We start from the raw sequence: 23,505 nt of genomic DNA, 5'->3' as shown, positions 1-23,505 counted from the left end.
CGGTGGGAAACCGCAGGCTGTTTTTCATGGTTTCACCATAAAAATGAACTGAGCGAACGTATGTTAACTTTTATTGCGGTTTTCTTTTCGATTTATGTTACAATGAAGAACAGTCAAAGAGGTGAAAACGGTGATAGAGTTTGTGAAAGGGACCATTGATTATGTGTGTCCCCAATATATTGTCATTGAAAATGGCGGAGTGGGATATCAAGTCTATACCCCAAATCCGTTTATCTATCAAGTAAATAAACAAGAAAAAATTTATACGTATCATTACATAAAGGAAGACGCGTTTTCGTTATATGGATTTCAAACAAGAGAAGAAAAAGCGTTGTTCACAAAACTGTTAAATGTCACAGGCATTGGACCAAAGGGTGCGCTTGCGATTCTTGCTTCCGGTGATCCTGGAGCTGTCATTTCAGCGATAGAACGTGAGGATGAAGCTTTCCTTATTAAATTCCCTGGTGTTGGTAAAAAAACAGCACGTCAGATCATTCTGGATCTGAAAGGAAAGCTCGGAGATGTGGTGCCAGAAATGATTGGCAACTTATATAACCACCAGGATCATATTCAGGTCGAAACGCAGCAAACCACATTAGATGAAGCGCTTGAAGCCTTAAGTGTTCTTGGGTACGGTGATCGTGAAATCAAAAAGGTTCTTCCATTATTAAAAGAAGAAAAGAATCTCACAACCGATCAATATGTAAAAAAAGCTTTACAAAAAATGTTGAAATAGGGTGATGTCTCATGGATGAAAGACTCGTCTCAACTGAAGCAGACAACCATGAATCAGCCATTGAGCAAAGTCTACGGCCACAGACGTTAAGCCAATATATTGGTCAGCAAAAAGTAAAGGATAATCTCAGCGTATTTATTGAAGCTGCCAAAATGAGGCAGGAAACGCTGGATCACGTCCTTTTATATGGGCCGCCTGGACTCGGGAAAACAACGCTTGCGTCGATTATTGCCAATGAAATGAATGTTCAGCTGCGTACAACGTCTGGACCTGCGATTGAGCGTCCTGGAGATTTGGCGGCCATCTTGACATCTCTTGAACCTGGCGATGTTCTTTTTATTGATGAAATCCATCGCTTGCAGCGTTCAATAGAGGAAGTGCTATATCCGGCGATGGAGGATTTTTGTCTAGATATCGTCATTGGAAAAGGGGATACAGCTCGTTCCGTGCGGCTTGATTTACCGCCGTTTACGCTTGTGGGTGCAACGACGCGTGTCGGGCTTTTAACGGCGCCGCTTCGTGACAGGTTTGGCGTGCATGCAAGATTGGAATACTATGAGCAAAGAGATCTGGCTCACATTGTGGCAAGAACAGCCGAGCTGTTTGAGATTGGTATTGACATTCGCTCGGCTGTAGAGATAGCGAGACGTTCTAGGGGAACGCCGAGGGTCGCCAATCGTTTGCTTAGAAGAGTGAGAGATTTTGCACAGGTGCTTGGGAATCATGCCATCACACAGGACATTGCGGAAGATGCCCTTGAGCGCCTTCAAGTCGACAGACTCGGATTAGATCATATTGACCATAAACTGCTGTTAAGTATGATTGAAAAGTTTAGAGGCGGCCCTGTTGGACTTGATACGATATCAGCGACAATAGGAGAAGAATCACATACGATTGAAGATGTGTACGAACCCTATTTACTTCAAATTGGTTTCCTCCAAAGGACACCAAGAGGGCGGGTCGTCACAAGAGAAGTATATGAACATTTTCATATGGAGGTTCCGATTCGTGACTGAATTCCCTAAAATATTAATGATTTTAGGTGGTGTCCTTTTTGCCGCAGGTTTATTGTTTCAATTGGTTGGTAAGCTTCCAGGTGATATTTTTGTGAAAAAAGGAAATGTGACGTTCTTTTTCCCTGTTATTACATGCATTGTCATTAGCATCGTACTAACTATTTTACTCAATCTCTTTGGACGGATGAAATAACGTTAACTAGTTAACTACAGAATAGGTGAAGGAAATGAAGCTAGAATTATTTGATTTTGATTTACCAGAAAGATTAATTGCGCAAGTCCCACTTGAAAAACGAGATGCATCAAGACTTATGGTTTTAAATAAACAAACGGGTGAGATCACACACGATACATTTTCACAAATCACGGATTATTTCCAAAAGGGTGACTGTCTCGTTTTAAATAATACTCGAGTTCTGCCTGCACGTTTGTTTGGGATGAAAGAGGATACAGGTGCAAAGGTAGAACTTCTTCTCTTAAAACAAGCAGGAGGGGATAAATGGGAAACGCTCGTCAAGCCAGCAAAACGTGTGAAAAAAGGAGCGGTCATCACGTTTGGTGATGGAAGGCTAAAAGCGGTGTGTACAGAGGAACTGGAACATGGCGGTAGAAAAGTCGAGTTCCAGTATACAGGCATTTTTTATGAAGTGCTTGAATCTCTTGGAGAAATGCCGTTGCCTCCATATATTAAAGAGCAGCTTGACGATCGTGAGCGCTATCAAACCGTGTATTCAAAAGAGATTGGGTCCGCTGCTGCTCCTACTGCAGGTCTTCACTTTACAACCGAGCTACTGGATTCGCTAAAAGCGAAAGATGTGCATATTGCTTTTATCACCTTACACGTAGGGCTTGGCACGTTTCGTCCGGTCAGTGCTGAACGCATTGAAGAACATGAAATGCACGCAGAGTTTTACGAAATGAATGCAGAAACGGCTGAAGAGCTTAATCGAGCGCGTAAAGAAGGAGGAAGAATTATTTCCGTTGGAACGACGTCAACAAGAACGCTCGAAACCATTGCAAGTGCACATGATGGCAAATTCAAGGCGTCAAGTGGCTGGACGTCGATCTTTATTTATCCCGGCTACACATTCAAGGCGATTGATGGGATGATTACGAATTTCCACCTGCCGAAATCGTCGTTAATTATGCTTGTCAGCGCATTAGCTGGACGAGAACACGTGCTGAAAGGGTACAATGAGGCTGTAAAAGAGGAATACCGATTCTTCAGCTTTGGCGATGCCATGCTGATTCAATAACATCATACAACAAAGATAGGAGGGCTCATTTTTGTCGCAATTACCGATTCGCTATGAGTTCATTAAATCATGCAAACAAACAGGTGCACGTCTTGGACGGGTTCATACACCGCATGGCTCCTTTGAAACACCTGTATTTATGCCAGTAGGTACACTGGCTACAGTCAAAACAATGGCGCCTGAAGAATTGAAAGCAATGGATGCAGGCATTATCTTAAGTAATACGTACCATCTATGGCTCCGCCCGGGGTATGACATTGTGAAAGAGGCAGGCGGCCTGCACAAATTTATGAACTGGGATCGAGCGATTTTGACCGATTCGGGCGGATTCCAAGTGTTTTCTTTAAGTGAATTTAGAAAGATCGAAGAGGAAGGCGTTCACTTCCGTAATCATTTAAACGGAGATAAGCTATTCCTATCTCCTGACAAGGCTATGGAGATTCAAAATGCGCTCGGCTCTGATATTATGATGGCATTTGATGAATGTCCTCCATATCCAGCAGAGTACGATTACATGAAACGTTCTGTGGAACGGACTAGCAGATGGGCAGAACGCTGCTTAACAGCGCACCAGCGTCCAGAGGACCAAGGTCTGTTTGGAATAGTGCAAGGTGGAGAATATGAGGAGCTTCGTAAACAAAGTGCAAAGGACCTTGTTTCACTTGATTTCCCAGGTTACGCAATTGGAGGATTATCTGTTGGTGAACCAAAAGATGTCATGAATCGTGTGCTAGAGTTTACAACGTCATTTTTACCGGCAGATAAGCCAAGATACTTAATGGGTGTTGGCTCACCAGATTCATTAATTGACGGGGCTATTCGCGGTGTTGATATGTTTGATTGCGTACTGCCGACGAGAATTGCAAGAAACGGCACTTTGATGACAAGTGAAGGGCGACTTGTCGTAAAAAATGCAAAGTATGAGCGTGATTTCAGACCAATCGACGAGAACTGTGACTGCTATACATGTAAAAACTACACACGTGCATATATTAGACATTTAATCCGTACAAATGAAACCTTCGGAATTCGATTAACAACTTATCATAATCTTCATTTTCTGTTAAAATTAATGGAGCAAGTGAGAGAAGCTATCCGTGAGGATCGTTTAGGTGATTTTAAAGAAGAGTTTTTTGAGCGTTATGGCTTTAACAAACAGAATGCGAAAAACTTTTAACGCATAAACGAAAGGCTTTACAATCTTTTAGAAAGGGGTGAGATAGAATGGATGGTGGTATGGGTTCAATCATTATGATTGTTGTCATGTTTGCTGTGCTTTACTTCTTGTTAATCCGTCCACAGCAAAAGCAACAAAAAGCTGTGCGTCAGATGCAACAATCTTTATCAAAAGGCGATAAAATTGTCACAATCGGTGGATTACACGGTGAAATCGACTCAATTGATGAATCAAAAGTAATCATCAAAACAAGTGAAAACAACCGTTTAACTTTCGACCGTCGTGCTATTAGAGAATTAGCTGACAAAGGCTAATCCTCAGATACATAGCCATAAAAAAAGAGCGATGTTATCCGCTCTTTTTTTATTTGCCTCGAATATTGACGCCGATCATTCCCCCTAACATACAAATCCCCAAAAAGGCTGCATGATAGATAAATTGTTCTGGTGAGAAGGTTTCCCCAAATCCTAAATATTGAAACAAGAATACAGTGAGAGAAAAGATAAAAGAAGTGATGGCCCCAATGAGCCAGCCTCGCTCCTTTGCTTTCCCTCCAGAAATGATCCCTCCTAGAAAAAGTGCCACAAAGGATAATATCATAATCATCCATTTAAACGATGCTTCCTGCATACTTGTCAAGGTAAGCATGAGTGACACAAGTAAGCTTGTGACAATCATCACGATAAAAATGGCAATTAAGCCGGATACAATGCCTTTTCCTATTTGTTTGGTTTCCCGCATGTGATTAATCTCCTCTCCAATTGACCGAAGCTTGTCTTTTACTAAAATGTATTCATGGAAAAGAAAAAATAGACATGTTTCTCTCGATAAAAACAAGGGCTTTCTTTTCTACATAAATAAAGTGTTTTGACACAAGCTATGATGGAAGAAGGAGGGGTTACACCACATGCAGGACATCTTAATCATCTCCGTTAGAACAGTTATTTTATATTTTCTCATATGGTTTATCTTTCGATTAATGGGAAAGAGGGAGATTGGCGAACTTAGTATTTTAGATCTTGTCATTTTTATGATGATCGCTGAAATTGCGGTGCTGGCCATAGAAGAAGTAGAGGAGCACATGTTACATACGGTATGGCCGATCCTGCTGTTAACCTGCATTCAAATCATACTTGCCTACCTGTCATTAAAGTTTCAAGGTGTTCGGCGTTTTCTTGACGGCAAGCCGACCTTGCTCATCATTAATGGAAAAATAGACGAGGGTGCGATGAGAAAGCAGCGATATAATTTTGATGATTTGCTTATTCAATTAAGAGAAAGCAACATCGACAGTATTCAGGATGTCTCCTATGCCATTTTAGAGCCATCAGGTAAGCTCGCCGTCGTCAAAAAAGAAAGCAAGCGCAAACATGCTACGCTTGAGCTTCCTCTTATTGCAGACGGTGTTGTTCAACATGACCATCTCAAACAGATCAATCAAAATGAACAGTGGCTAAAAGAGGAGCTTGCCAAAAGGGGATATCATGAACTTGATCAAATCTCCTATTGCAGCTTTAATCAAAAGACTTTTTATATTGATTTGAAAGATGAAGTGAGAAAGAAGAGATGAGCTAAAGTAGCTTTCCAATGAACGGGATGCGGCGCAGCTCTTCCCGTTTCACTAGTCCTAGACAGATTAATAGAATGACATAGAGCATGCATGTTAAAAAGATCAGCATCACAAGCTCAGCAGGGGCAGAAAAAAGTCCGCTGACTTGATGCTTCAGCCACAAGCTGACAGCCCCCGTTCCTAAGATCACAAGGACGCATATACCATACTCCTTCAATGGTAAATGAATAGGCAGAACCTTTCCAACAGTTGCTGCATGGAGCAATGTGACGAGGACGATGCCAATTAATATCGCAAGTGCTGCACCCATAATACCAAAGCTTGGCTGGGAAGCAAGGACGAAGATCATTCCTGTTTTCACAACAGCTCCTATTAGGCTATTGGTCATCGCGGCACCAGCTAAATTCAATGCTTGAAGAACGGCTTGGAGTGGACCTTGAAAATAATATAGTAAAAAAAATGGTGCCATGAATTTTACATAGATGGCCGCATGCGATGAACCATACATGAAGAGCGTTAAATTTTCTGCATAAACGAAAAGAATAATGCACGAAATTCCTCCGCTTAGTAAACAAAGGCGCATGGCCTGCTTCAGCCGATATTCCACCGTTTTGCGTTTGTTCTGTTCCATTCCTTCACTAATCGCTGGGACTAATGCGGTGGAGAGTGAATACGTAATAAAACTAGGTAGTGTTAAAAGGGTGAGCGCAAGACCGGTTAACTCACCATACTGCCTTGTCGCTTCAACAGCTGCATATCCAGCTATGGCGAGACTTTGCGCAACAACAATCGGCTCTAAAAACCACGAAATATTGCCTATAAAACGGCTTCCTGTCGTTGGCAGGGCAATACTCATTAGCTGCTTAAACGTGTCCTTCCCATCATGAATCGCCTTGAAAAACCGCTTTCGGATACGGATGGTCTTTTTATAACGAAAGGCGATCATTAAGTAAGCAAGTGAAATCATCTCTCCAACCACTGATGAAATCATGGCACCAGCAGCCGCATATTCAATCCCATAAGGCAGGAATGCTGTTGTACACACCGCTACAAGAGAAATTCTTGCGACCTGTTCCAGTACTTGCGACATCGCAAGTGGACTCATTTGCTGTTTTCCTTGGAAGTAGCCTCTTAACACACTGGAGATGGCGATCACAGGTACGACTGGTGTAATGGCAAGCAGTGGGTAGACCGTTCTAGGATCTGTCAGCATATTTTCCGCCATAATTGGTGCAAACCATAAAAAGAGCGGCGTGAAAATGAGACTAAGTGATCCTGTTATGGCAAGGGACATAACCAAAATACGTTTTGTTTTCTGTTTGTCACCCCGGGCTTCTGCTTCTGCGACAAGCTTACTAATAGCAACAGGCAGTCCAAATTGTGTCAGCGTCACGGCAAGAAAAAAGGTAGGTGCAGCCATCATATAAAGCCCGACCCCTTCTTCGCCAATGAACCTTGCGATGACAATTCGATTGACAAAACCTAATATTCTCGTGATAAAACCTGCTAAAATTAAAATAATCGTCCCTTTTAAAAACGTTTGCTTCGTCAAATCAGAGATCACCTGCCTTCTCAAACGACATAGAATCATATACAATAAGATATGCGTGTATATCGTCCAAGCATGACAAGTCAATCGATAAAAAACTGAAAAGGGGGAGCCTCATATTGACACAACATCCGGCTGCTATATATAAAGACCATTTAAAGCCTTTTCTGTTCAGTAAGCTTGAAGAATTCATCGTTTTGGGCTATAAAGATGTAGATTTAGAGGAATTATGGTCATACTTAGAGAATAAGAAGTGGAAGAAAAAACAAGAGCATCCGATGCATGAAATGGTTGCAGATATTTTATCTGTGAAAATTGGTGAATTTATGAACTATGCAACCGTTCAGTCGTTTAAAACGTCTGCTTTTTTGGACAGTGAAGATGGCAAGAATATGCTAGATGAACTGTTGAAATAAGCCATCGTAATGGATTCAAGTGTTTAAGGAGGAAATACATAATGAAAAAAGGGCGCATACTTGCGTTTTTCTTAGTGGTTCTGTTAATCGGAACGGGTGTGGGCTATTTGACAAAGCCTGTTGCCAATAATATTACGCTAGGACTGGATCTACAAGGCGGATTTGAAGTCCTGTATGATGTACACCCAGTGAAAAAAGAGGACAAGATTACAAATAGTGTTCTTGTCAGTACTGTTGAAGCTTTAAACCGCAGAGCCAATGTACTTGGTGTAAGTGAGCCGAACATCTCAATTGAAGGCAACAATCGAATCCGTGTGCAGCTTGCAGGTGTAAAAGACCAAAACAGGGCAAGGGAGATACTTTCGACTGAAGCGCAGCTTTCCTTCAGGGATACGAATGATAAAGAGCTGCTAAATGGCTCCGATCTTGTAGAAAACGGGGCAAAGCAAACATTCAATCAAACGAATGAGCCGATTGTCACAGTTAAGCTAAAAGATGCGAAGAAATTTGGTGACGTGACGAGAAAAGTAGCAGCTATGGCACCGAATAACCAGCTTGTCATTTGGCTTGATTACCATAAAGGCGATTCTTTCAAAAAAGAAGTCACAAAATCGAATCATAAGTATGTGTCTGCTCCTAATGTCAATCAAGAGATAAACAGCAGTGACGTACAAATCGAAGGAAACTTTACTGTCCAAGAAGCAAAAGACCTTGCAAGCATTTTAAATGCCGGGGCATTGCCTGTAAAATTAACTGAAAAATATTCAACATCAGTGAGTGCACAATTTGGTGAACAGGCACTAAATGAAACAGTATTTGCAGGGATTGTAGGAATTGCTATCATTTTCTTATTCATGCTGCTTTATTACCGAATACCTGGTCTTATTGCTGTTATTACATTATCTACGTACATCTATATTACCTTACAGGTGTTTGACTGGATGGGGGCTGTTCTCACACTGCCTGGAATTGCAGCACTGATTCTTGGAGTAGGAATGGCTGTTGATGCCAATATCATCACATATGAACGGATAAAAGAAGAGCTCAAGCTTGGTAAGTCTGTCCGTTCTGCTTTCAGGTCTGGGAACCGCAGATCATTTGCGACCATCCTTGATGCCAACTTAACGAGTATTATTGCAGGGGGTGTCCTTTTCTTCTTTGGGACAAGCTCTGTAAAAGGGTTTGCGACCATGCTCATCCTATCGATCTTAACAAGCTTTATCACGGCCGTATTCTTATCAAGATTCCTCCTTGGACTGCTTGTTGAAAGCCGCTTTCTTGACCGTAAAAAAGGCTGGTTTGGTGTTCGTCAGAAAGACATCATCGATATCCATGAAACAACAGAAGATACTGAACCAAAAACGCCATTTGATAAATGGGATTTTGTCAGCAAGCGAAAAGGTTTTATGATTTTCTCAGTAGCTGTCACTATTGCTGGAATCATTGTGCTTTCTATCTTCAAGCTGAATGTGGGAATTGATTTTGCAAGTGGTACAAGAATTGATATCCAAAGCGATCACAAGCTGTCAACTGAGCAAGTGGAGCAAGACTTTAAAAAGCTAGATCTTGAGACAGACAGTGTCGTGTTATCTGGTCAAAATGAAAATCAAGCAGGGGCACGATTTGTTGGGGTGCCGAATAAAGAAAAGATTGCTGAAGTGAAAGATTACTTCAAAGATAAATATGGAACAGAACCGAACGTCAGCACCGTGTCTCCGACTGTTGGAAAAGAGCTTGCGCGCAATGCATTATACGCACTGATCATTGCTTCAATTGGGATCATTATTTATGTATCTATTCGTTTTGAATATAAAATGGCCATTGCAGCCATTGCTTCACTTTTATATGATGCATTCTTTATTGTGGCATTCTTTAGTATCACTCGGTTAGAGGTAGATGTCACCTTCATTGCGGCGATTCTCACGGTTATCGGGTACTCGATCAATGATACGATCGTAACGTTTGATAGGGTTCGTGAACAAATGAAAAAACGCAAACCGAAAACGGTTGAAGATCTATCGTATATCGTCAACTTGAGTTTACAGCAAACCTTTACACGATCTATCAATACGGTGCTCACTGTGCTGATCGTCGTGATTGCACTACTCATCTTCGGATCAGCGTCTATTACAAACTTCTCCATTGCTTTACTCGTCGGCTTATTAACAGGGGTGTACTCATCTCTTTATATTGCGGCGCAAATTTGGCTTATATGGAAAGGTCGTGAGCTGAAAAAGCCGGCTCAAATAGACACAGAACAAGATATTTAACCTAGAAAGACTGCCTTCTTGGTCAATCCCTGTCAAGTAGACAAATATAAAAAGCCTAAGCAGCCAGTGTGAGACGGTATTCTATCGGGGCACACTGGTTTAATTTTTTTGGAATTGATCGTGATTAAAGAATATATCTTCTGTTTCCTTCTTCATACTTTTCACGGCTTTCATCTTAATTTTTTTTCGTATAGTATTGAAAATGTTGTCCTTTACGTACCATAAAAAAATCCCCTCCAAGTATAGTTCTTAAAGGGGAAAATGGCATCTTTCCAGTCTTTTTCCTTTAGATCGTCAGTAAGTTCCACTAGGAAAAGTCGATTTGAAAAAACATTTCAGGTTTCATTGATCTTGAAATGGTCTTTTGCTATAATGACATACGTTTAGATCAGTTTCCTTTCTGTGTTTAAAAAGGACAAGAAGTAGGGAAGAATAAAAGAAAAATCTTGGGGGATATGTGGATGAATAAACAACAATGGACCATCATACTCGCATTTATTTTCGTATTAGTTGTTTCAGTATTTGCCGTGATCAATGTACGACCTGTGCAAGTAGACTACTTATTTGGAACGGCTGAATGGCCGCTGATTCTTGTCATTATTGGTTCTGTTCTAATGGGCGGACTCATTGTGGCTTTTGCAGGGATATTCCAAATTATCAAGCTTAAACGTGAACTAAAAGCATTAAAAGCTGAGCGTGCAGCCGTACCGTCTCCTTCTACTCTTCCTACGAAAAAGGGGGACAAAGACGTTCAACAGAAATCGAATGTCACACCCTCAAAAGAACAGCAGTCGTTTTTTAACCGAAAGGAAAAATAATTTCTCATTACAATTTTATAAAATAAAAATTGAAACCCCTCAGGCCACTCTAGTATAATAGTGTGGTTGAGGGGTGAATTTATGTTATTATCTAAAATGCGCTGGGAATATGAACATCCAAGCGAAGAAAAAGTGATATCACTCTCTGAAAATCTGAATATTTCAGCGCTGACTGCATCGCTTCTTGTAAAAAGAGGGCTCGAAGAAGTAGAAGAAGCGAGGTCTTTTTTATTTGATCAAAAAGCCGAATGTCATGATCCATTCTTATTAAAAGGAATGAAAGAAACAGTAGAGCGCATCAACAAAGCGATCGAAGAGCAGGAATCGATTGTGATTTTCGGAGATTATGATGCAGATGGTGTGACAAGTACGTCTGTGCTTTTACATACATTAAAAGAGCGATCTGCGAAGGTAGACTTTTATATTCCGGATCGATTTAAAGAAGGCTATGGGCCTAATGAACAGGCTTTTCGATATATCAAAGAGCAAGGAGCATCGCTTGTTATCACGGTTGATACAGGCATCGCTGCTGTAAATGAAGCACGAATTGCAAAAGAAATAGGATTAGACCTGATCATCACAGATCACCATGAACCAAGTGATGAGTTGCCTGAGGCACTTGCGATCGTACATCCTAAGCAGCCGGGCTGTGAGTATCCGTTTAAAGAGCTGGCCGGTGTTGGTTTGGCGTTTAAAGTGGCGCATGCACTGCTTGGGAAGCTGCCAGTTCAGTTATTAGATCTTGCTGCAATCGGTACAATTGCGGATCTTGTCCCACTACATGATGAAAATAGATGGCTCGCAAAAAAAGGGCTTGTGCAGCTTCGCCAGTCTAATAGACCGGGGCTAAAAGCGTTAATGAGAGAAGCAGGAGCCACTCTTGAAGAAGCAAATGAGGAAACGGTTGGCTTTCAAATTGCTCCAAGGCTGAATGCCGTGGGACGAATTGAGCAAGCAGATCCGGCTGTTCATCTTTTGATGACAGAGGATATGGACGAAGCAGTAGAGCTGGCTCGTTTTGTACAAGAACTCAACAAAGAACGACAGAAAATCGTCAGTACGATCACCGAAGAAGCCATTCAAATGGTTGAAGCGGTTGACGGAGATGAGTTTGCGATCGTGGTAGCTAAGGCTGGCTGGAATCCAGGCGTTGTCGGTATTGTTGCCTCGAAATTGACTGATACATTTTCTCGCCCGGCGATTGTGCTGGGAATAGACGAAGAAACGCAAATGGCAAAAGGATCAGCTCGGAGTATTCCTGGCTTTGATCTATTTTTCCATCTGAGCAAATGCCGCGACATCCTGCCGCATTTCGGTGGACACCCAATGGCGGCAGGTATGACAATTCAAGCGGATGATGTCCCTTTACTTAGGGAAAGGTTGAATCAATATGCAAATGAAATGCTAACAGAAGAAGATTTTATTCCGATTCAGCGGATCGATGCGGTGTGCAAAATAGATGACATTACGGTTCAAGCGATTGAAGAAGTGGGGATGCTGTCACCATTTGGGATGCTGAACCCTAAGCCGTTCATTATGATTGAAGACGCCAAGATCGAAGACATCCGAACAATTGGGGCCAATCATCACCACATTAAAATGTCGCTGAAAGACGAAGACAAGCTGCTTGACTGTGTCGGTTTTCACCAAGGGGAATTAAAAGAAGAGCTCGTCTCGGGAAGCCACATTTCCGTCATTGGCGAAATCTCGATTAATGAATGGAATAATCGAAAAAAACCTCAGCTTATGCTAAAAGATGCTCGAGTAGATGAATGGCAGCTGTTTGATTTGAGAGGGAAAAAGGATTGGGCACAAAACGTATCGACACTTGATCCAGACAAATGTCTTGTTATTTGTTTTGATGAAGAAACAAAACATGAAGCGGAGCTAGTGGATATTCCGATTCATCTTATTCATGCAGAAAATGTTTCAACGTTTGAAGTACATGATAAGTATGTAGTCTTTTGCGATGTTCCTGCAGATGCGCACTTAATCGAACTGCTCTTAGAAAATCAAAAACCAGCAAGAATTTATACGGTGTTTCAAAGGAAAGTAGATCACTTTATGTCCGCTTTTCCTAGTCGTGACCAATTCAAATGGTTTTATGGGTTTTTATTAAAACGGGGAAGCTTCCCTCTCAAAGAACAAGGGATGGAGCTTGCCAAACATAGAGGTTGGACAAAAGATACAATCATTTTTATGACAAAGGTGTTTTTTGAACTCGGTTTTGTTAGAATAGAGAATGGTGTGCTGTCAATAGTACGTGATGCCCCTAAAAAAGATTTAACTGCATCATCGTCCTATACAGCAAAACAACGATTGATGGAACTTGATCAAACACTAACATATTCCTCAGCCAAAGAGTTGAAGGAATGGCTGAATAGCATGATGAGCGAAGTCTCACCTGTGCTTTGACGTACGAGGAGGAAAAGGAAAAGATGGATTTAAAACAATATGTGACAGTTGTACCTGACTACCCAAAGGAAGGTGTACAATTTAAAGATATTACAACGTTAATGGATAAAGGTGAAGTATACCGTTATGCCACGGATCAAATCGTTGAATACGCGAAGGAAAGAGACATTGATCTCATTGTTGGACCTGAAGCGCGTGGATTCATTATTGGCTGCCCTGTATCATACGCACTTGGTGTAGGTTTTGCACCAGTTCGTAAAGAAGGAAAGCTTCCTCGTGAAGTCATTAAAGTTGATTACGGCTTAGAGTATGGTAAAGATGTATTAACGATTCATAGAGATGCGATTCGTCCTGGTCAGCGTGTACTGATTACAGATGACTTACTTGCGACTGGTGGAACGATTGAAGCGTCCATCAAACTTGTAGAGGAATTAGGCGGCATTGTCGCAGGGATTGCATTCTTAATCGAGCTGACGTATCTTGACGGCAGAAAGAAGCTTGACGGTTACGACATCTTGACGTTAATGCAATACTAATGGAGTTTTACGCAAAAAGCACTCAGTAAGAAGGGTGCTTTTTTCCTATCAAAAATCTTTTAGCGGACTCTCTTTACATCTATCGATTTTTTCTTGATAATAAAATACAATACAGTTTTCAATTAAAAAGGTGATTCCATGGCGAACGAACAAGTTTTAACGGCGCAGCAAGTCATTGACAAGGCAAGAGAATACCTGTCCGCTGAACATATTCAATTTATAGAGCGAGCATATGAATATGCTGAGAATGCCCACAAGGAGCAATACCGGAAATCTGGTGAGCCCTATATTATCCATCCCATTCAAGTGGCGGGAATTCTTGTTGATCTTGAAATGGACCCATCGACCATTGCTGGCGGCTTCCTGCACGATGTCGTAGAGGATACAGATGTGACATTAGAGGATTTAAAAGAGCATTTTAATGAAGAAGTGGCAATGCTTGTTGATGGTGTGACAAAGCTCGGGAAGATTAAATATAAATCACAAGAAGAACAGCAGGCCGAAAACCACCGAAAAATGTTTGTTGCAATGGCGCAGGATATTCGCGTGATTTTGATTAAGCTGGCAGACCGTCTTCACAACATGAGAACGCTCAAACACCTTCCGCAGGAAAAGCAGCGAAGAATTTCAAATGAAACGCTTGAAATCTTTGCACCGCTTGCGCACAGATTAGGGATTTCAAAGATTAAGTGGGAGCTCGAAGATACAGCACTCCGCTATTTAAATCCGCAGCAATATTACCGGATTGTGAATCTTATGAAGCGCAAAAGAGCTGAACGTGAGAAATACTTGGACGAGGTTGTCGATGAAGTGAAAGAACGCGTGTCTGAGGTGAACATCAAGGCTGAATTTTCAGGCAGACCAAAACATATTTATAGCATTTATCGCAAAATGGTTATACAAAATAAGCAATTCAATGAAATTTATGATTTGCTGGCGGTTCGTATTTTGGTTGACAGCATTAAAGACTGCTATGCAGTTCTTGGGATTATTCACACATGCTGGAAGCCGATGCCAGGTAGATTTAAGGATTATATTGCAATGCCAAAGCCGAACATGTACCAATCCCTTCATACAACGGTAATCGGTCCAAAAGGTGATCCGCTTGAAGTTCAAATCCGTACAGTGGACATGCACGAAATTGCAGAATACGGGATTGCGGCACACTGGGCATACAAAGAAGGCAAAGAATCAGCAGAATCTACGGAAGAAGCCGTTTTCCAGAAGAAGCTGTCTTGGTTTAGAGAAATCCTTGAGTTCCAAAATGAATCCACAGATGCGGAAGAGTTTATGGAGTCGTTAAAGATCGATCTCTTCTCTGATATGGTGTTTGTGTTTACACCGAAAGGAGACGTCATCGAACTTCCGTCTGGCTCAGTCCCTATCGACTTTTCTTATCGGATTCACTCGGAAATTGGGAATAAAACGATTGGAGCCAAGGTCAACGGCAAGATGGTCACGCTCGATCATAAACTAAAAACAGGTGACATTATTGAAATTCTGACGTCAAAGCATAGCTATGGACCAAGTCAGGATTGGGTAAAGCTTGCCCAAACCTCCCAAGCGAAGCACAAGATCAGACAGTTTTTCAAAAAACAGCGACGTGAAGAAAATGTCGAAAAAGGCCGAGAGCTCGTGGAGAAAGAAATCAAAAACCTTGATTTTGATGTCAGAGACATTCTCACAGCTGAAAACTTGCAAAAAGTCGCAGATAAATTCAATTTTTCAAACGAAGAGGACATGTATGCGGCCGTTGGTTATAACGGTATTACAGCACTCCAAGTGGCGAACCGTTTAACAGAAAAAGAAAGAAAACAAAGAGATCAGGAAGAACAGGAGAAAACGGTCCAAGAAGTGACGGTGGAGCCAAAGCCGTATCACGGGAAAAAACGCGAAGCTGGTGTACGAGTCAAAGGGATTGATAACCTGCTTGTCCGTTTATCTAAGTGCTGTAATCCTGTTCCTGGTGATAACATTGTTGGTTTTATTACGAAAGGACGAGGCGTATCGGTTCACCGTGAGGACTGTCCGAACGTGAAGACAGGAGAAGCGCAGGAACGCTTAATCCCGGTAGAGTGGGAGCATGAACAGCCTGCTCAAAACCGTAAAGAATACAATGTGGAAATCGAGATATTAGGATACGATAGACGCGGCTTACTCAATGAGGTACTTCAAGCAGTCAATGAAACGAAAACAAACATCTCCTCTGTTTCTGGGAAGTCTGACCGTAACAAAGTGGCAACGATCCATATGGCCATCTTTATCCAAAATATTAACCATTTGCACAAAGTAGTGGAACGCATCAAACAAATCAAAGACATTTACTCTGTTCGCAGATTTATGAATTAGAAAGGAAGTATATCGTCTATGAGGCTTGTTGTGCAGCGTGTGACACGTGCATCTGTAAAGGTAGATGAAGAGATCACAGGTGCCATCAATGAAGGATATATGGTGCTCGTTGGTGTCACACATGGAGATACTGAAGCAGATGTGCATTACTTAGCTGAAAAGCTTGCCCATTTACGTATTTTTGAAGACGAAAGTGGGAAAATGAATCGTTCTTTATTGGGTGTAAAAGGAAGCGTTCTGTCTGTGTCTCAATTTACCCTTTATGGTGATACAAGAAAGGGCAGACGGCCGAATTTTATGAAAGCAGCCAAGCCTGATGTGGCAAACTCACTTTACGAATGTTTCAATGAAACCCTTAGAAAAAAAGGCATCCATGTAGAAACGGGCCGTTTTGGGGCGATGATGGACGTGTCATTGACCAATTCAGGGCCTGTGACCATATGGATGGATAGCAAAGAATAGACTTACCCTAGACTGTAGATAAACTCTTGCACGAGTTTGTTTAGAGTCTTTTTCTTTTGGCCTAAAACAAAAAAAGAGGCGTCTGCACCTCTTTTAGCGGAAATATTGTTTTAATCCTTCTGTCATTCCTTCTGTGACTCGTTCTTGGTAGGAGGCGCTGTAAATAATCGCTTCCTCTTGAGGGTTGCTTAAATAGCCGAGTTCATATAAAAGGGAAGGCCGTTTATTTTCTCTTAAAACAAAATAATCTCCGAATTTTACACCCTTATCTGGGATTTGTGAGCGTTTTGCGACTTCAGTATGAACGTTTGTCGCAAGGCTTTGATCCTTTGATGCCTGATAATAATACGCTGTACTTCCTCTGACACTGGGATCCATAAAACTATCATAATGAATACTAATGAAAGCATCTGCATTCCGGTAATGAGATGTGGCAACCCTCGATTGAAGGCTGATAAATGTATCATCACTTCTTGTTAAATAGACATTTGCACCAGAAGCCCTTAATTTTCCTGCCAGTAAATTGGCGGTTTTGATGGTAATGTTCTTTTCAAATGCACCGTCTGCGCCAATCGTGCCACTATCTCTCCCGCCATGGCCAGGATCAAGAACAAATGTTTTCCCTTCTAAAGACCCAGTTCCAGACGATGAATCCTGCTGAGGCCTTGGTGCTTCGATGCTATTTTTCTTTGTTTGAACGACCCAGCTCGCCACATATCCTGTTCCGCCGTTTGGTAGGGTCACTTCATACCAGTCACCTTGCGTGCGAACAATTTGATAAGCAGCTCCTTTCGTTGCTGTTTCTGCGATCGCAGCAGAAGTAGAAGCGCTTTTTCTAATATTGGTTCCATCATAGACAATATATGCTTTCTGATGAGAAGTCGAAGAGGACGGACTCTTTTCATGTACTGAGCTTGATCCTTGGCTGGTAACAATATAATAACTCGCAACCCATCCTTTTACACCTCTGGAATTAATTTCATACCAGCCATTTTGCTCTCGTAAAATGGTGATCTTTGTATTGCGGACAAGTGAAGCCACCACTGGTGCATTGGGTGCTGCCGATTTTCGAACATTCAAGTTAGAGACGCCAACCGTACCTGTATGTTTAGAACGAGAGGACTCACTTGAGCTTGATCGCCCCGCTTTTTGTCCCCCGGATACATATTCAGAGTGAACCCAGCCTTCCACCTGTTTATACGAAATTTTTGTCCACGCGCCGCTTGTTTCCATCTTTTTAGCGGAAGCGCCTTGAGGGAAAGTCCCAATGACTTGATAGGAAGTCCCTGGGCCTGTCCGGATGCGTAGATCGGAGGCTGTCGACGTAATCGTACTACTTCCTTGCGCACTTTGACCTTGCGTCTTTGGCTTAGCAGGCTTTTGTGTGTCAGATGATTTGGTAATCAGCCATGAGACGACCCAGCCTTTTTGTCTGTTCGATAACCCAATCTGCACCCATTCTCCTTGTTCAGAGAGAATCGGATAGCTTTCTCCTCGTTTTACAACAGCTGCGATCCCGTAGCTTAAACCAGGTCCGGTTCGCACATTGATTTCATCTGTTGCAACCACAGCTTGATCTGTTTGAGCAGTCGCATGTGTCATTGGCCAAGTGCTGGCAATGAGGACAAAACAGGTGAGCAGCAACATCATGTGATTGTGTTTTTTCAGATTCAAAACGGTGTTTTCCCCTCCCTTGTAAAACCGATGAATATTAATTCGTTATGTAATGGACTAATTCCTTGCAGTTTCCCTAATAAAAATGAATCAATCTGTTTATACTAGATAAAAATGTGATAAAAGGATGCACAAACATGAGATTAAGCAGAAAATTAGGACGAGTGCAATATAATGGACATCGTGATATCGATCGCTGGCAGCACGACGAAATGGATCAACCAGGCTTCCTTGAAGAAACGGCATCTGAATACGGATGCACGTCAAAAGATGAGCTGGAAAAGAAAAAGAGACACAGCAAGGGTTGACAGAGTGGCAGCACCGACCTTATTATAATATAAATCAACACACTTGAAAATTTAAAATGTGGAACTGATGATAGAGAATAGTAGGGTAATTTGCGTGAGCAGAGAGGAATCGCCTTAGGCTGAAAGCGAATCCGCATGGCATTTATCCCGAAAGAACACTCTGTAGGTTTCCTGCTGAACGCTCTAAAAATGAGTCATTAGGCGGAGAACGTGAATCTGCGTTAAGGATTTGAGCGGGAACATGGCTAGATCATGTTCCAACTAGGGTGGCACCACGGGTATAACTCTCGTCCCTACTATTCACTTAGTAGAGGCGGGGGTTTTTTATATGTCCACATAAAAAATGAATGATGGTCGTAGGAGGACGAAAAATGAGCTTTAATATTCCAAGAGGCACACAGGATATTTTACCTGGAGAGTCAGAACGCTGGCAGTATGTTGAACAAATTGCGAAAGAAACATGTGCAGCCTTCCAATACAAAGAAATTCGCACACCGATTTTTGAGCATACGAAGCTGTTTGCACAAGGAGTAGGCGAATCAACAGATATCGTTCAAAAAGAAATGTACACATTTGAAGACAAGAAAGGACGCAGCATCACACTTCGTCCAGAGGGAACGGCTTCAACAGTGCGATCTTATGTTGAAAATAAACTGTTTGCACAGCCGGCGCAGCCAACAAAGCTCTATTACATTGGACCAATGTTCCGCTATGAGCGTCCCCAGACGGGAAGATATCGTCAATTTTATCAATTCGGGATTGAAGCGATCGGTTCAAAGGATCCTGCCATTGATGCAGAGGTCATTTCACTTGCGATGAGTGTCTATGAGAAAGCAGGTCTTTCCAACTTAAAGCTCGTCATTAACAGCCTTGGTGACAAAGAGAGTAGGGCAGATTACCGCAAAGCACTTGTTGAGCACTTTGAGCCAAGAATTGAAGAATTCTGTCATGACTGTCAAACTCGTTTACATCAAAATCCATTACGTATTCTTGATTGTAAAAAGGATCGTGACCACGAACTGATGACAACGGCACCATCTATTCAAGATTACTTAAATGAAGAATCACGGACTTATTTTGAAAAAGTGAAACAATACTTAACCGATCTAAGCATTGAATACGTCGTCGATCCGAACTTAGTGCGCGGCCTTGATTATTACAATCACACGGCATTTGAGATCATGAGTAATGCAGAAGGCTTTGGCGCAATCACAACATTAGCCGGCGGCGGCCGTTATGATGGACTCGTTGAAGGAATTGGCGGTCCTGAATCCCCAGGTATCGGTTTTGCGATGAGTATTGAGCGTTTCCTATCAGCGATTGATGCAGAACATATTGAGCTTCCAGTACAGGACGGCATTGATTTATATATTGCGGCATTAGGAGATCAAGCAAAAGATTATGCTGTTTCCTTATTGAATCAATTAAGAAAAGAAGGAATTTCAAGTGAAATGGACTATACCGGGAGAAAGCTAAAATCACAATTTAAATCGGCTGATCGCTTGAAAGCCAAATTTATTTTGGTTCTTGGTGAAGATGAGCTGGCGCAGCAAATTGTGAATGTAAAAGATACGGCAACGGGTGAACAAATTGAAGTGAAGCTTGATGAGCTGATTCAAATGATGAAAGCCCACCAGAAAGCGTAAAGAAGGAGTGGAATGTTTGTGTTTGGTAGAACTTTTTATTGTGGAGAAGTAACAGAAGACCAAATCGGTCAGACAGTTGTATTAAAAGGATGGGTTCAAAAGAGGCGTGACCTTGGCGGATTAATCTTTATTGATCTGCGTGACCGCACAGGCATTGTACAAGTTGTCTTCAATCCAGATCTATCAAAAGAGGCGCTTCAGACAGCAGAATTGATTCGTAATGAATATGTCCTTGATATTAAAGGAACGGTTGTTGTAAGAGAGGAAGCAACCATCAACCCAAATTTAAAAACAGGCAAAATTGAAATTCAAGTGGAAACGGTCACCGTTTTAAATGAAGCAAAGACTCCACCATTTGTCATTTCAGATCAAGCAGACGAGGTATCCGAAGATGTACGGTTAAAATATCGTTACCTAGATCTTCGCCGTCCTGTGATGTTTGAAACGATGAAAATGAGACATGAAGTAACAAAAGCATTCCGCCATTTCTTAGACGACAACGGCTTTCTAGATATTGAAACACCAATTTTAACGAAGAGTACTCCAGAGGGTGCACGTGACTATCTTGTCCCAAGCCGTGTACACGAAGGAGAGTTCTATGCCTTGCCTCAGTCTCCGCAATTGTTCAAACAATTGCTGATGGTTTCAGGGATGGATCGTTACTACCAAATCGCACGATGCTTTAGAGATGAGGACTTGCGTGCTGACCGCCAGCCGGAATTCACACAAGTCGATATTGAAATGTCCTTTATGAGTCAAGAGGACATCATGACGCTTGCTGAAGAGATGATGGCAAAGGTTATGAAAGATGTCAAAGGTGCTGACCTTACATTGCCATTACCACGTATGACATACGATGAAGCGATGAATTCTTATGGATCTGATAAACCAGATACGCGTTTTGAGATGAAGCTTGTGAATATTTCAGACACGGTGAAGGATTTAGATTTCAAAGTCTTCAGTGGAGCTGTGAAAAATGGGGGAGCGGTCAAAGCCATTAATGTAAAAGGTGCTGCATCGAGCTACTCAAGAAAAGACATTGATGCACTTGGTGCATTTGCAGCCAATTACGGCGCAAAAGGTCTGGCTTGGTTAAAAGCTGAAGGAACAGAACTAAAAGGACCAATTGCCAAATTCTTTGATGAGTCAAAGCAAGAAGAATTAAAAGAGCAGCTTCAAGTGGAAGAAGGTGACCTTTTACTCTTTGTCGCCGATAAGACATCTGTTGTACATGATGCGCTAGGTGCACTTCGCCTAAAACTCGGTAAAGAGCTTGGACTCATTGATGAGTCTCTATTCAATTTCTTATGGGTGGTCGACTGGCCGCTGCTTGAAAAAGATGAAGAAGAAGGCCGCTTCTATGCTGCCCATCATCCTTTCACAATGCCAGTTCGTGCTGACCTTGAATTAATTGAAACAAGCCCAGAAGACATAAAGGCACAGGCTTACGATCTTGTGCTCAATGGCTATGAGCTAGGCGGAGGTTCTATTCGTATTTTCGAAAAGGACATTCAAGAAAAAATGTTTGGTTTACTTGGCTTTTCGAAAGAAGAAGCATACGAACAGTTCGGCTTCCTTCTGGATGCTTTTGAGCATGGTGTTCCTCCGCACGGCGGAATCGCTCTAGGTCTTGACCGCTTAGTGATGCTGCTTGCCGGCCGCTCTAACCTAAGAGATACCATTGCATTCCCGAAAACGGCAAGTGCCAGCTGTGTTCTTACAGATGCTCCTGGCGGAGTGAGCAAAGCACAGCTTGATGAGCTGAGTTTAGCCATTAAAACAAAAGTAAAACAGTAAAATAGGCGCATGTTTTTATAGGCATGTAAACGCTTGAAAAAGCGACATGCCTATGATATGCTTTCATCAATCAATAAATAAAGTCCTGATACGTACGGTGGTTACCTAGTTTTGACCGAACATTTTTTTATCCGGGAGCTTGCCTTTCCTTTCTGCATACAAGCCTCATCAGAGGACGTATAAAGTCAGGAAGAAAGCACCCACCTGCATGGTGCGGGGTTCAAAACGAAGGAAAAGCTGGCGGCGTCATCGGGACTTTTTTGTGTTTTTTTCTTTTGGAGAAGGATGACGGAGAAGTCTGAATGTGATATGATTCTTTCGATTCATTTTAAATAAAGGTGGAGTGAGGCGTTTGTTACATCAGTTTTCAAGAAACGAGCTTGCCATTGGCAAGGAAGGCTTAGATATATTAAAGAACAGTACAGTTGCAGTGCTTGGTGTGGGTGGCGTTGGTTCATTTGCTGTTGAAGCATTGGCCCGTTCAGGTGTTGGCCGTATTGTTCTTGTTGATAAAGATGATATTGATATTACAAATGTGAATCGTCAGCTGCCGGCACTATTGTCAACAGTTGGTCAGCCGAAGGTTGATTTAATGCAAGCGAGAATCGCTGATATTAACCCTGAATGTGAAGTTGTTGCTCTCAAGATGTTTTATACAGAGGAAACATATGAGCAATTTTTTGAGTATCCACTTGATTATGTCATTGATGCGTCAGATACAATTCATTATAAAATTCATTTGATGAAAGAATGTTTAAAGCGCAATGTGAACATCATTTCTAGTATGGGTGCTGCAAATAAAACAGACCCTATCCGCTTCAAAATTGACGATATATCAAAAACACATACGGATCCTATTGCAAAAGTCGTGAGAACACGTCTGCGTAAGGAAGGCATCCGTAAAGGGATTGAAGTCATTTTCTCAGACGAAAGTCCAATAGTGATTCGAGAAGATGTCAGAAAAGAAGTTGGAAATGATGAAGCGAAGATTCGTAAGGCGCAAATGCCACCATCATCCAATGCATTCGTTCCTTCTGTTGCTGGGCTGATCATGGGTGGTCATGTGATTATGAAGCTTTTAAAAGACATTCCGATTACACGTGTGAAAGATAAATAAAAAGCCCGCCTGCTTTTTGATATGATCCCCTCCATTATAGATAGAAAAAAGAAAGCATACTAATCTGTCGGGACTGACCCCCTAAGATGAGACAAATAAAAAACACCTTCAAGTTTGAAAACGGACCGTTGTGATCCGAAATAAAACATGGAGGTGTTTTTTCTATGGGGACAAGAGTGAGTTATCCAGTTGAAGTCAAACAGAAGGCTGTAGAAATGAGATTGGCAGGTGTACCTATGAAAGAGATCATGCAGGAATTGAATATCAAGAATAAGACGCAGGTTCAGACATGGGTGAGGTGGCATAAGGCTGGGGATACACACAGGTTCGAACAGCCTGTTGGAAAACAATATATCTATGGAAAGGGTCCCGAGTACTCTTCCGAATTAGAGA

Annotated in this window: 22 protein-coding genes, 1 other RNA gene and 1 other annotated feature; of the genes, 20 read left to right on the top strand and 3 right to left on the bottom strand. The window is 41.9% G+C overall.

Annotated features, from left to right (window positions below; all coding sequences use genetic code 11):
• The first annotated feature begins 130 nt into the window (after nt 1-130).
• The 6 genes from ruvA to yajC are packed head-to-tail and all read left to right on the top strand — an operon-like array spanning nt 131 to nt 4,499.
• Nucleotides 131-736, top strand: a complete 606-nt coding sequence (ruvA, locus tag WAX46_RS10900; protein ID WP_336493944.1) for a Holliday junction branch migration protein RuvA — start codon at nt 131-133, stop codon at nt 734-736.
• A gap of 11 nt (nt 737-747) precedes the next feature.
• The gene (gene ruvB / locus WAX46_RS10895) at nt 748-1,752 is read left to right on the top strand and encodes a Holliday junction branch migration DNA helicase RuvB (protein WP_226568052.1); all 1,005 of its coding nucleotides are present in this window, start codon (nt 748-750) and stop codon (nt 1,750-1,752) included.
• The gene (locus tag WAX46_RS10890) at nt 1,745-1,945 is read left to right on the top strand and encodes a DUF2905 domain-containing protein (RefSeq protein ID WP_226568051.1); all 201 of its coding nucleotides are present in this window, start codon (nt 1,745-1,747) and stop codon (nt 1,943-1,945) included. The genes ruvB and WAX46_RS10890 overlap by 8 nt, the downstream gene beginning before the upstream one ends.
• A 34-nt stretch (nt 1,946-1,979) precedes the next feature.
• Complete coding sequence (gene queA / locus WAX46_RS10885) at nt 1,980-3,008, top strand: tRNA preQ1(34) S-adenosylmethionine ribosyltransferase-isomerase QueA (protein WP_336493942.1); 1,029 nt, start codon at nt 1,980-1,982, stop codon at nt 3,006-3,008.
• 31 nt (nt 3,009-3,039) lie between these two features.
• Complete coding sequence (gene tgt / locus WAX46_RS10880; RefSeq protein ID WP_336493941.1) at nt 3,040-4,185, top strand: tRNA guanosine(34) transglycosylase Tgt; 1,146 nt, start codon at nt 3,040-3,042, stop codon at nt 4,183-4,185.
• Nucleotides 4,186-4,232: 47 nt separating this feature from the next.
• Entirely contained in the window at nt 4,233-4,499 is a 267-nt protein-coding gene (gene yajC, locus WAX46_RS10875; protein ID WP_226568048.1) for a preprotein translocase subunit YajC, read from the top strand.
• Nucleotides 4,500-4,548: 49 nt separating this feature from the next.
• On the opposite strand, the gene WAX46_RS10870 is transcribed toward yajC, so the two are convergent.
• Entirely contained in the window at nt 4,549-4,926 is a 378-nt protein-coding gene (locus tag WAX46_RS10870) for a TIGR04086 family membrane protein (protein WP_226568047.1), read from the bottom strand.
• A 166-nt stretch (nt 4,927-5,092) separates the two neighbouring features.
• Here WAX46_RS10870 and WAX46_RS10865 point away from each other — a divergent pair, with 166 nt between their 5' ends.
• Nucleotides 5,093-5,755, top strand: a complete 663-nt coding sequence (locus tag WAX46_RS10865; RefSeq protein ID WP_226568046.1) for a DUF421 domain-containing protein — start codon at nt 5,093-5,095, stop codon at nt 5,753-5,755.
• Between the two features lies 1 nt (nt 5,756).
• Here the strand turns inward: WAX46_RS10865 and spoVB are convergent, their stop codons facing one another.
• The gene (gene spoVB / locus WAX46_RS10860) at nt 5,757-7,307 is read right to left on the bottom strand and encodes a stage V sporulation protein B (RefSeq protein ID WP_336493939.1); all 1,551 of its coding nucleotides are present in this window, start codon (nt 7,305-7,307) and stop codon (nt 5,757-5,759) included.
• Nucleotides 7,308-7,423: 116 nt separating this feature from the next.
• Between spoVB and WAX46_RS10855 the strand changes: the two genes are divergently transcribed.
• The 7 genes from WAX46_RS10855 to dtd all read left to right on the top strand — a co-directional run bounded on the left by WAX46_RS10855 (nt 7,424) and on the right by dtd (nt 16,570).
• On the top strand, nt 7,424-7,720 hold the full coding sequence (locus WAX46_RS10855) for a post-transcriptional regulator (protein ID WP_226568044.1): 297 nt from the start codon (nt 7,424-7,426) through the stop codon (nt 7,718-7,720).
• A 41-nt stretch (nt 7,721-7,761) separates the two neighbouring features.
• Nucleotides 7,762-9,990: a protein translocase subunit SecDF gene (secDF, locus tag WAX46_RS10850; RefSeq protein WP_336493937.1), complete on the top strand. Its 2,229-nt coding sequence runs from the start codon at nt 7,762-7,764 to the stop codon at nt 9,988-9,990.
• 461 nt (nt 9,991-10,451) lie between these two features.
• Nucleotides 10,452-10,808 (top strand): LapA family protein, encoded by a 357-nt coding sequence (locus WAX46_RS10845; protein ID WP_336493936.1) that lies wholly within the window; start codon nt 10,452-10,454, stop codon nt 10,806-10,808.
• A gap of 81 nt (nt 10,809-10,889) precedes the next feature.
• Complete coding sequence (recJ, locus tag WAX46_RS10840; RefSeq protein WP_336493935.1) at nt 10,890-13,223, top strand: single-stranded-DNA-specific exonuclease RecJ; 2,334 nt, start codon at nt 10,890-10,892, stop codon at nt 13,221-13,223.
• Between the two features lie 23 nt (nt 13,224-13,246).
• Nucleotides 13,247-13,759, top strand: coding sequence for an adenine phosphoribosyltransferase (locus tag WAX46_RS10835; protein ID WP_226568040.1), 513 nt, complete (start codon nt 13,247-13,249; stop codon nt 13,757-13,759).
• Nucleotides 13,760-13,897: 138 nt separating this feature from the next.
• Complete coding sequence (locus WAX46_RS10830; RefSeq protein WP_226568039.1) at nt 13,898-16,108, top strand: RelA/SpoT family protein; 2,211 nt, start codon at nt 13,898-13,900, stop codon at nt 16,106-16,108.
• An 18-nt stretch (nt 16,109-16,126) separates the two neighbouring features.
• Entirely contained in the window at nt 16,127-16,570 is a 444-nt protein-coding gene (dtd, locus tag WAX46_RS10825; RefSeq protein WP_226568038.1) for a D-aminoacyl-tRNA deacylase, read from the top strand.
• A gap of 93 nt (nt 16,571-16,663) precedes the next feature.
• Here dtd and WAX46_RS10820 read toward each other — a convergent pair whose 3' ends face one another.
• Entirely contained in the window at nt 16,664-18,244 is a 1,581-nt protein-coding gene (locus tag WAX46_RS10820; protein WP_226568037.1) for an SH3 domain-containing protein, read from the bottom strand.
• A 137-nt stretch (nt 18,245-18,381) separates the two neighbouring features.
• Between WAX46_RS10820 and WAX46_RS10815 the strand changes: the two genes are divergently transcribed.
• The 6 genes from WAX46_RS10815 to WAX46_RS10790 all read left to right on the top strand — a co-directional run.
• Nucleotides 18,382-18,552 carry a YrzK family protein gene (locus WAX46_RS10815; RefSeq protein WP_226568036.1) on the top strand — a complete coding sequence of 57 codons (171 nt, stop codon included), beginning with the start codon at nt 18,382-18,384 and terminating at the stop codon, nt 18,550-18,552.
• Between the two features lie 58 nt (nt 18,553-18,610).
• Nucleotides 18,611-18,850 (top strand) — a binding site (T-box leader).
• A 73-nt stretch (nt 18,851-18,923) separates the two neighbouring features.
• Complete coding sequence (gene hisS / locus WAX46_RS10810; protein ID WP_336493931.1) at nt 18,924-20,198, top strand: histidine--tRNA ligase; 1,275 nt, start codon at nt 18,924-18,926, stop codon at nt 20,196-20,198.
• 18 nt (nt 20,199-20,216) lie between these two features.
• Nucleotides 20,217-21,995: an aspartate--tRNA ligase gene (aspS, locus tag WAX46_RS10805; protein ID WP_226568034.1), complete on the top strand. Its 1,779-nt coding sequence runs from the start codon at nt 20,217-20,219 to the stop codon at nt 21,993-21,995.
• Between the two features lie 79 nt (nt 21,996-22,074).
• Nucleotides 22,075-22,255: non-coding RNA, 6S RNA (gene ssrS, locus WAX46_RS10800), on the top strand.
• 92 nt (nt 22,256-22,347) lie between these two features.
• Complete coding sequence (locus WAX46_RS10795; RefSeq protein ID WP_226568033.1) at nt 22,348-23,112, top strand: tRNA threonylcarbamoyladenosine dehydratase; 765 nt, start codon at nt 22,348-22,350, stop codon at nt 23,110-23,112.
• A gap of 164 nt (nt 23,113-23,276) precedes the next feature.
• On the top strand, nt 23,277-23,505 hold a 229-nt coding region (locus tag WAX46_RS10790; RefSeq protein WP_336493650.1), incomplete at its 3' end, for a helix-turn-helix domain-containing protein.

Origin of the sequence: Bacillus sp. FJAT-53060 (assembly GCF_037104745.1) — a bacterium.
Taxonomy (GTDB): Bacteria; Bacillota; Bacilli; order Bacillales; family Bacillaceae; genus Bacillus; species Bacillus stratosphericus_B.
Note: the sequence above shows the minus strand (reverse complement) of the source record. Positions and strands in the feature narration are given on the sequence as shown.

Coding starts and splice junctions, on each gene's coding strand:
- hisS (WP_336493931.1), top strand. CDS start 18,924: ATGAGCTTTAATATTCCAAGAGGCACACAGGATATTTTACCTGGAGAG.
- WAX46_RS10830 (WP_226568039.1), top strand. CDS start 13,898: ATGGCGAACGAACAAGTTTTAACGGCGCAGCAAGTCATTGACAAGGCA.
- ruvB (WP_226568052.1), top strand. CDS start 748: ATGGATGAAAGACTCGTCTCAACTGAAGCAGACAACCATGAATCAGCC.
- secDF (WP_336493937.1), top strand. CDS start 7,762: ATGAAAAAAGGGCGCATACTTGCGTTTTTCTTAGTGGTTCTGTTAATC.
- WAX46_RS10870 (WP_226568047.1), bottom strand. CDS start 4,926: ATGCGGGAAACCAAACAAATAGGAAAAGGCATTGTATCCGGCTTAATT.
- WAX46_RS10865 (WP_226568046.1), top strand. CDS start 5,093: ATGCAGGACATCTTAATCATCTCCGTTAGAACAGTTATTTTATATTTT.
- WAX46_RS10835 (WP_226568040.1), top strand. CDS start 13,247: ATGGATTTAAAACAATATGTGACAGTTGTACCTGACTACCCAAAGGAA.
- recJ (WP_336493935.1), top strand. CDS start 10,890: ATGTTATTATCTAAAATGCGCTGGGAATATGAACATCCAAGCGAAGAA.
- WAX46_RS10845 (WP_336493936.1), top strand. CDS start 10,452: ATGAATAAACAACAATGGACCATCATACTCGCATTTATTTTCGTATTA.
- WAX46_RS10815 (WP_226568036.1), top strand. CDS start 18,382: ATGAGATTAAGCAGAAAATTAGGACGAGTGCAATATAATGGACATCGT.
- dtd (WP_226568038.1), top strand. CDS start 16,127: ATGAGGCTTGTTGTGCAGCGTGTGACACGTGCATCTGTAAAGGTAGAT.
- yajC (WP_226568048.1), top strand. CDS start 4,233: ATGGATGGTGGTATGGGTTCAATCATTATGATTGTTGTCATGTTTGCT.
- queA (WP_336493942.1), top strand. CDS start 1,980: ATGAAGCTAGAATTATTTGATTTTGATTTACCAGAAAGATTAATTGCG.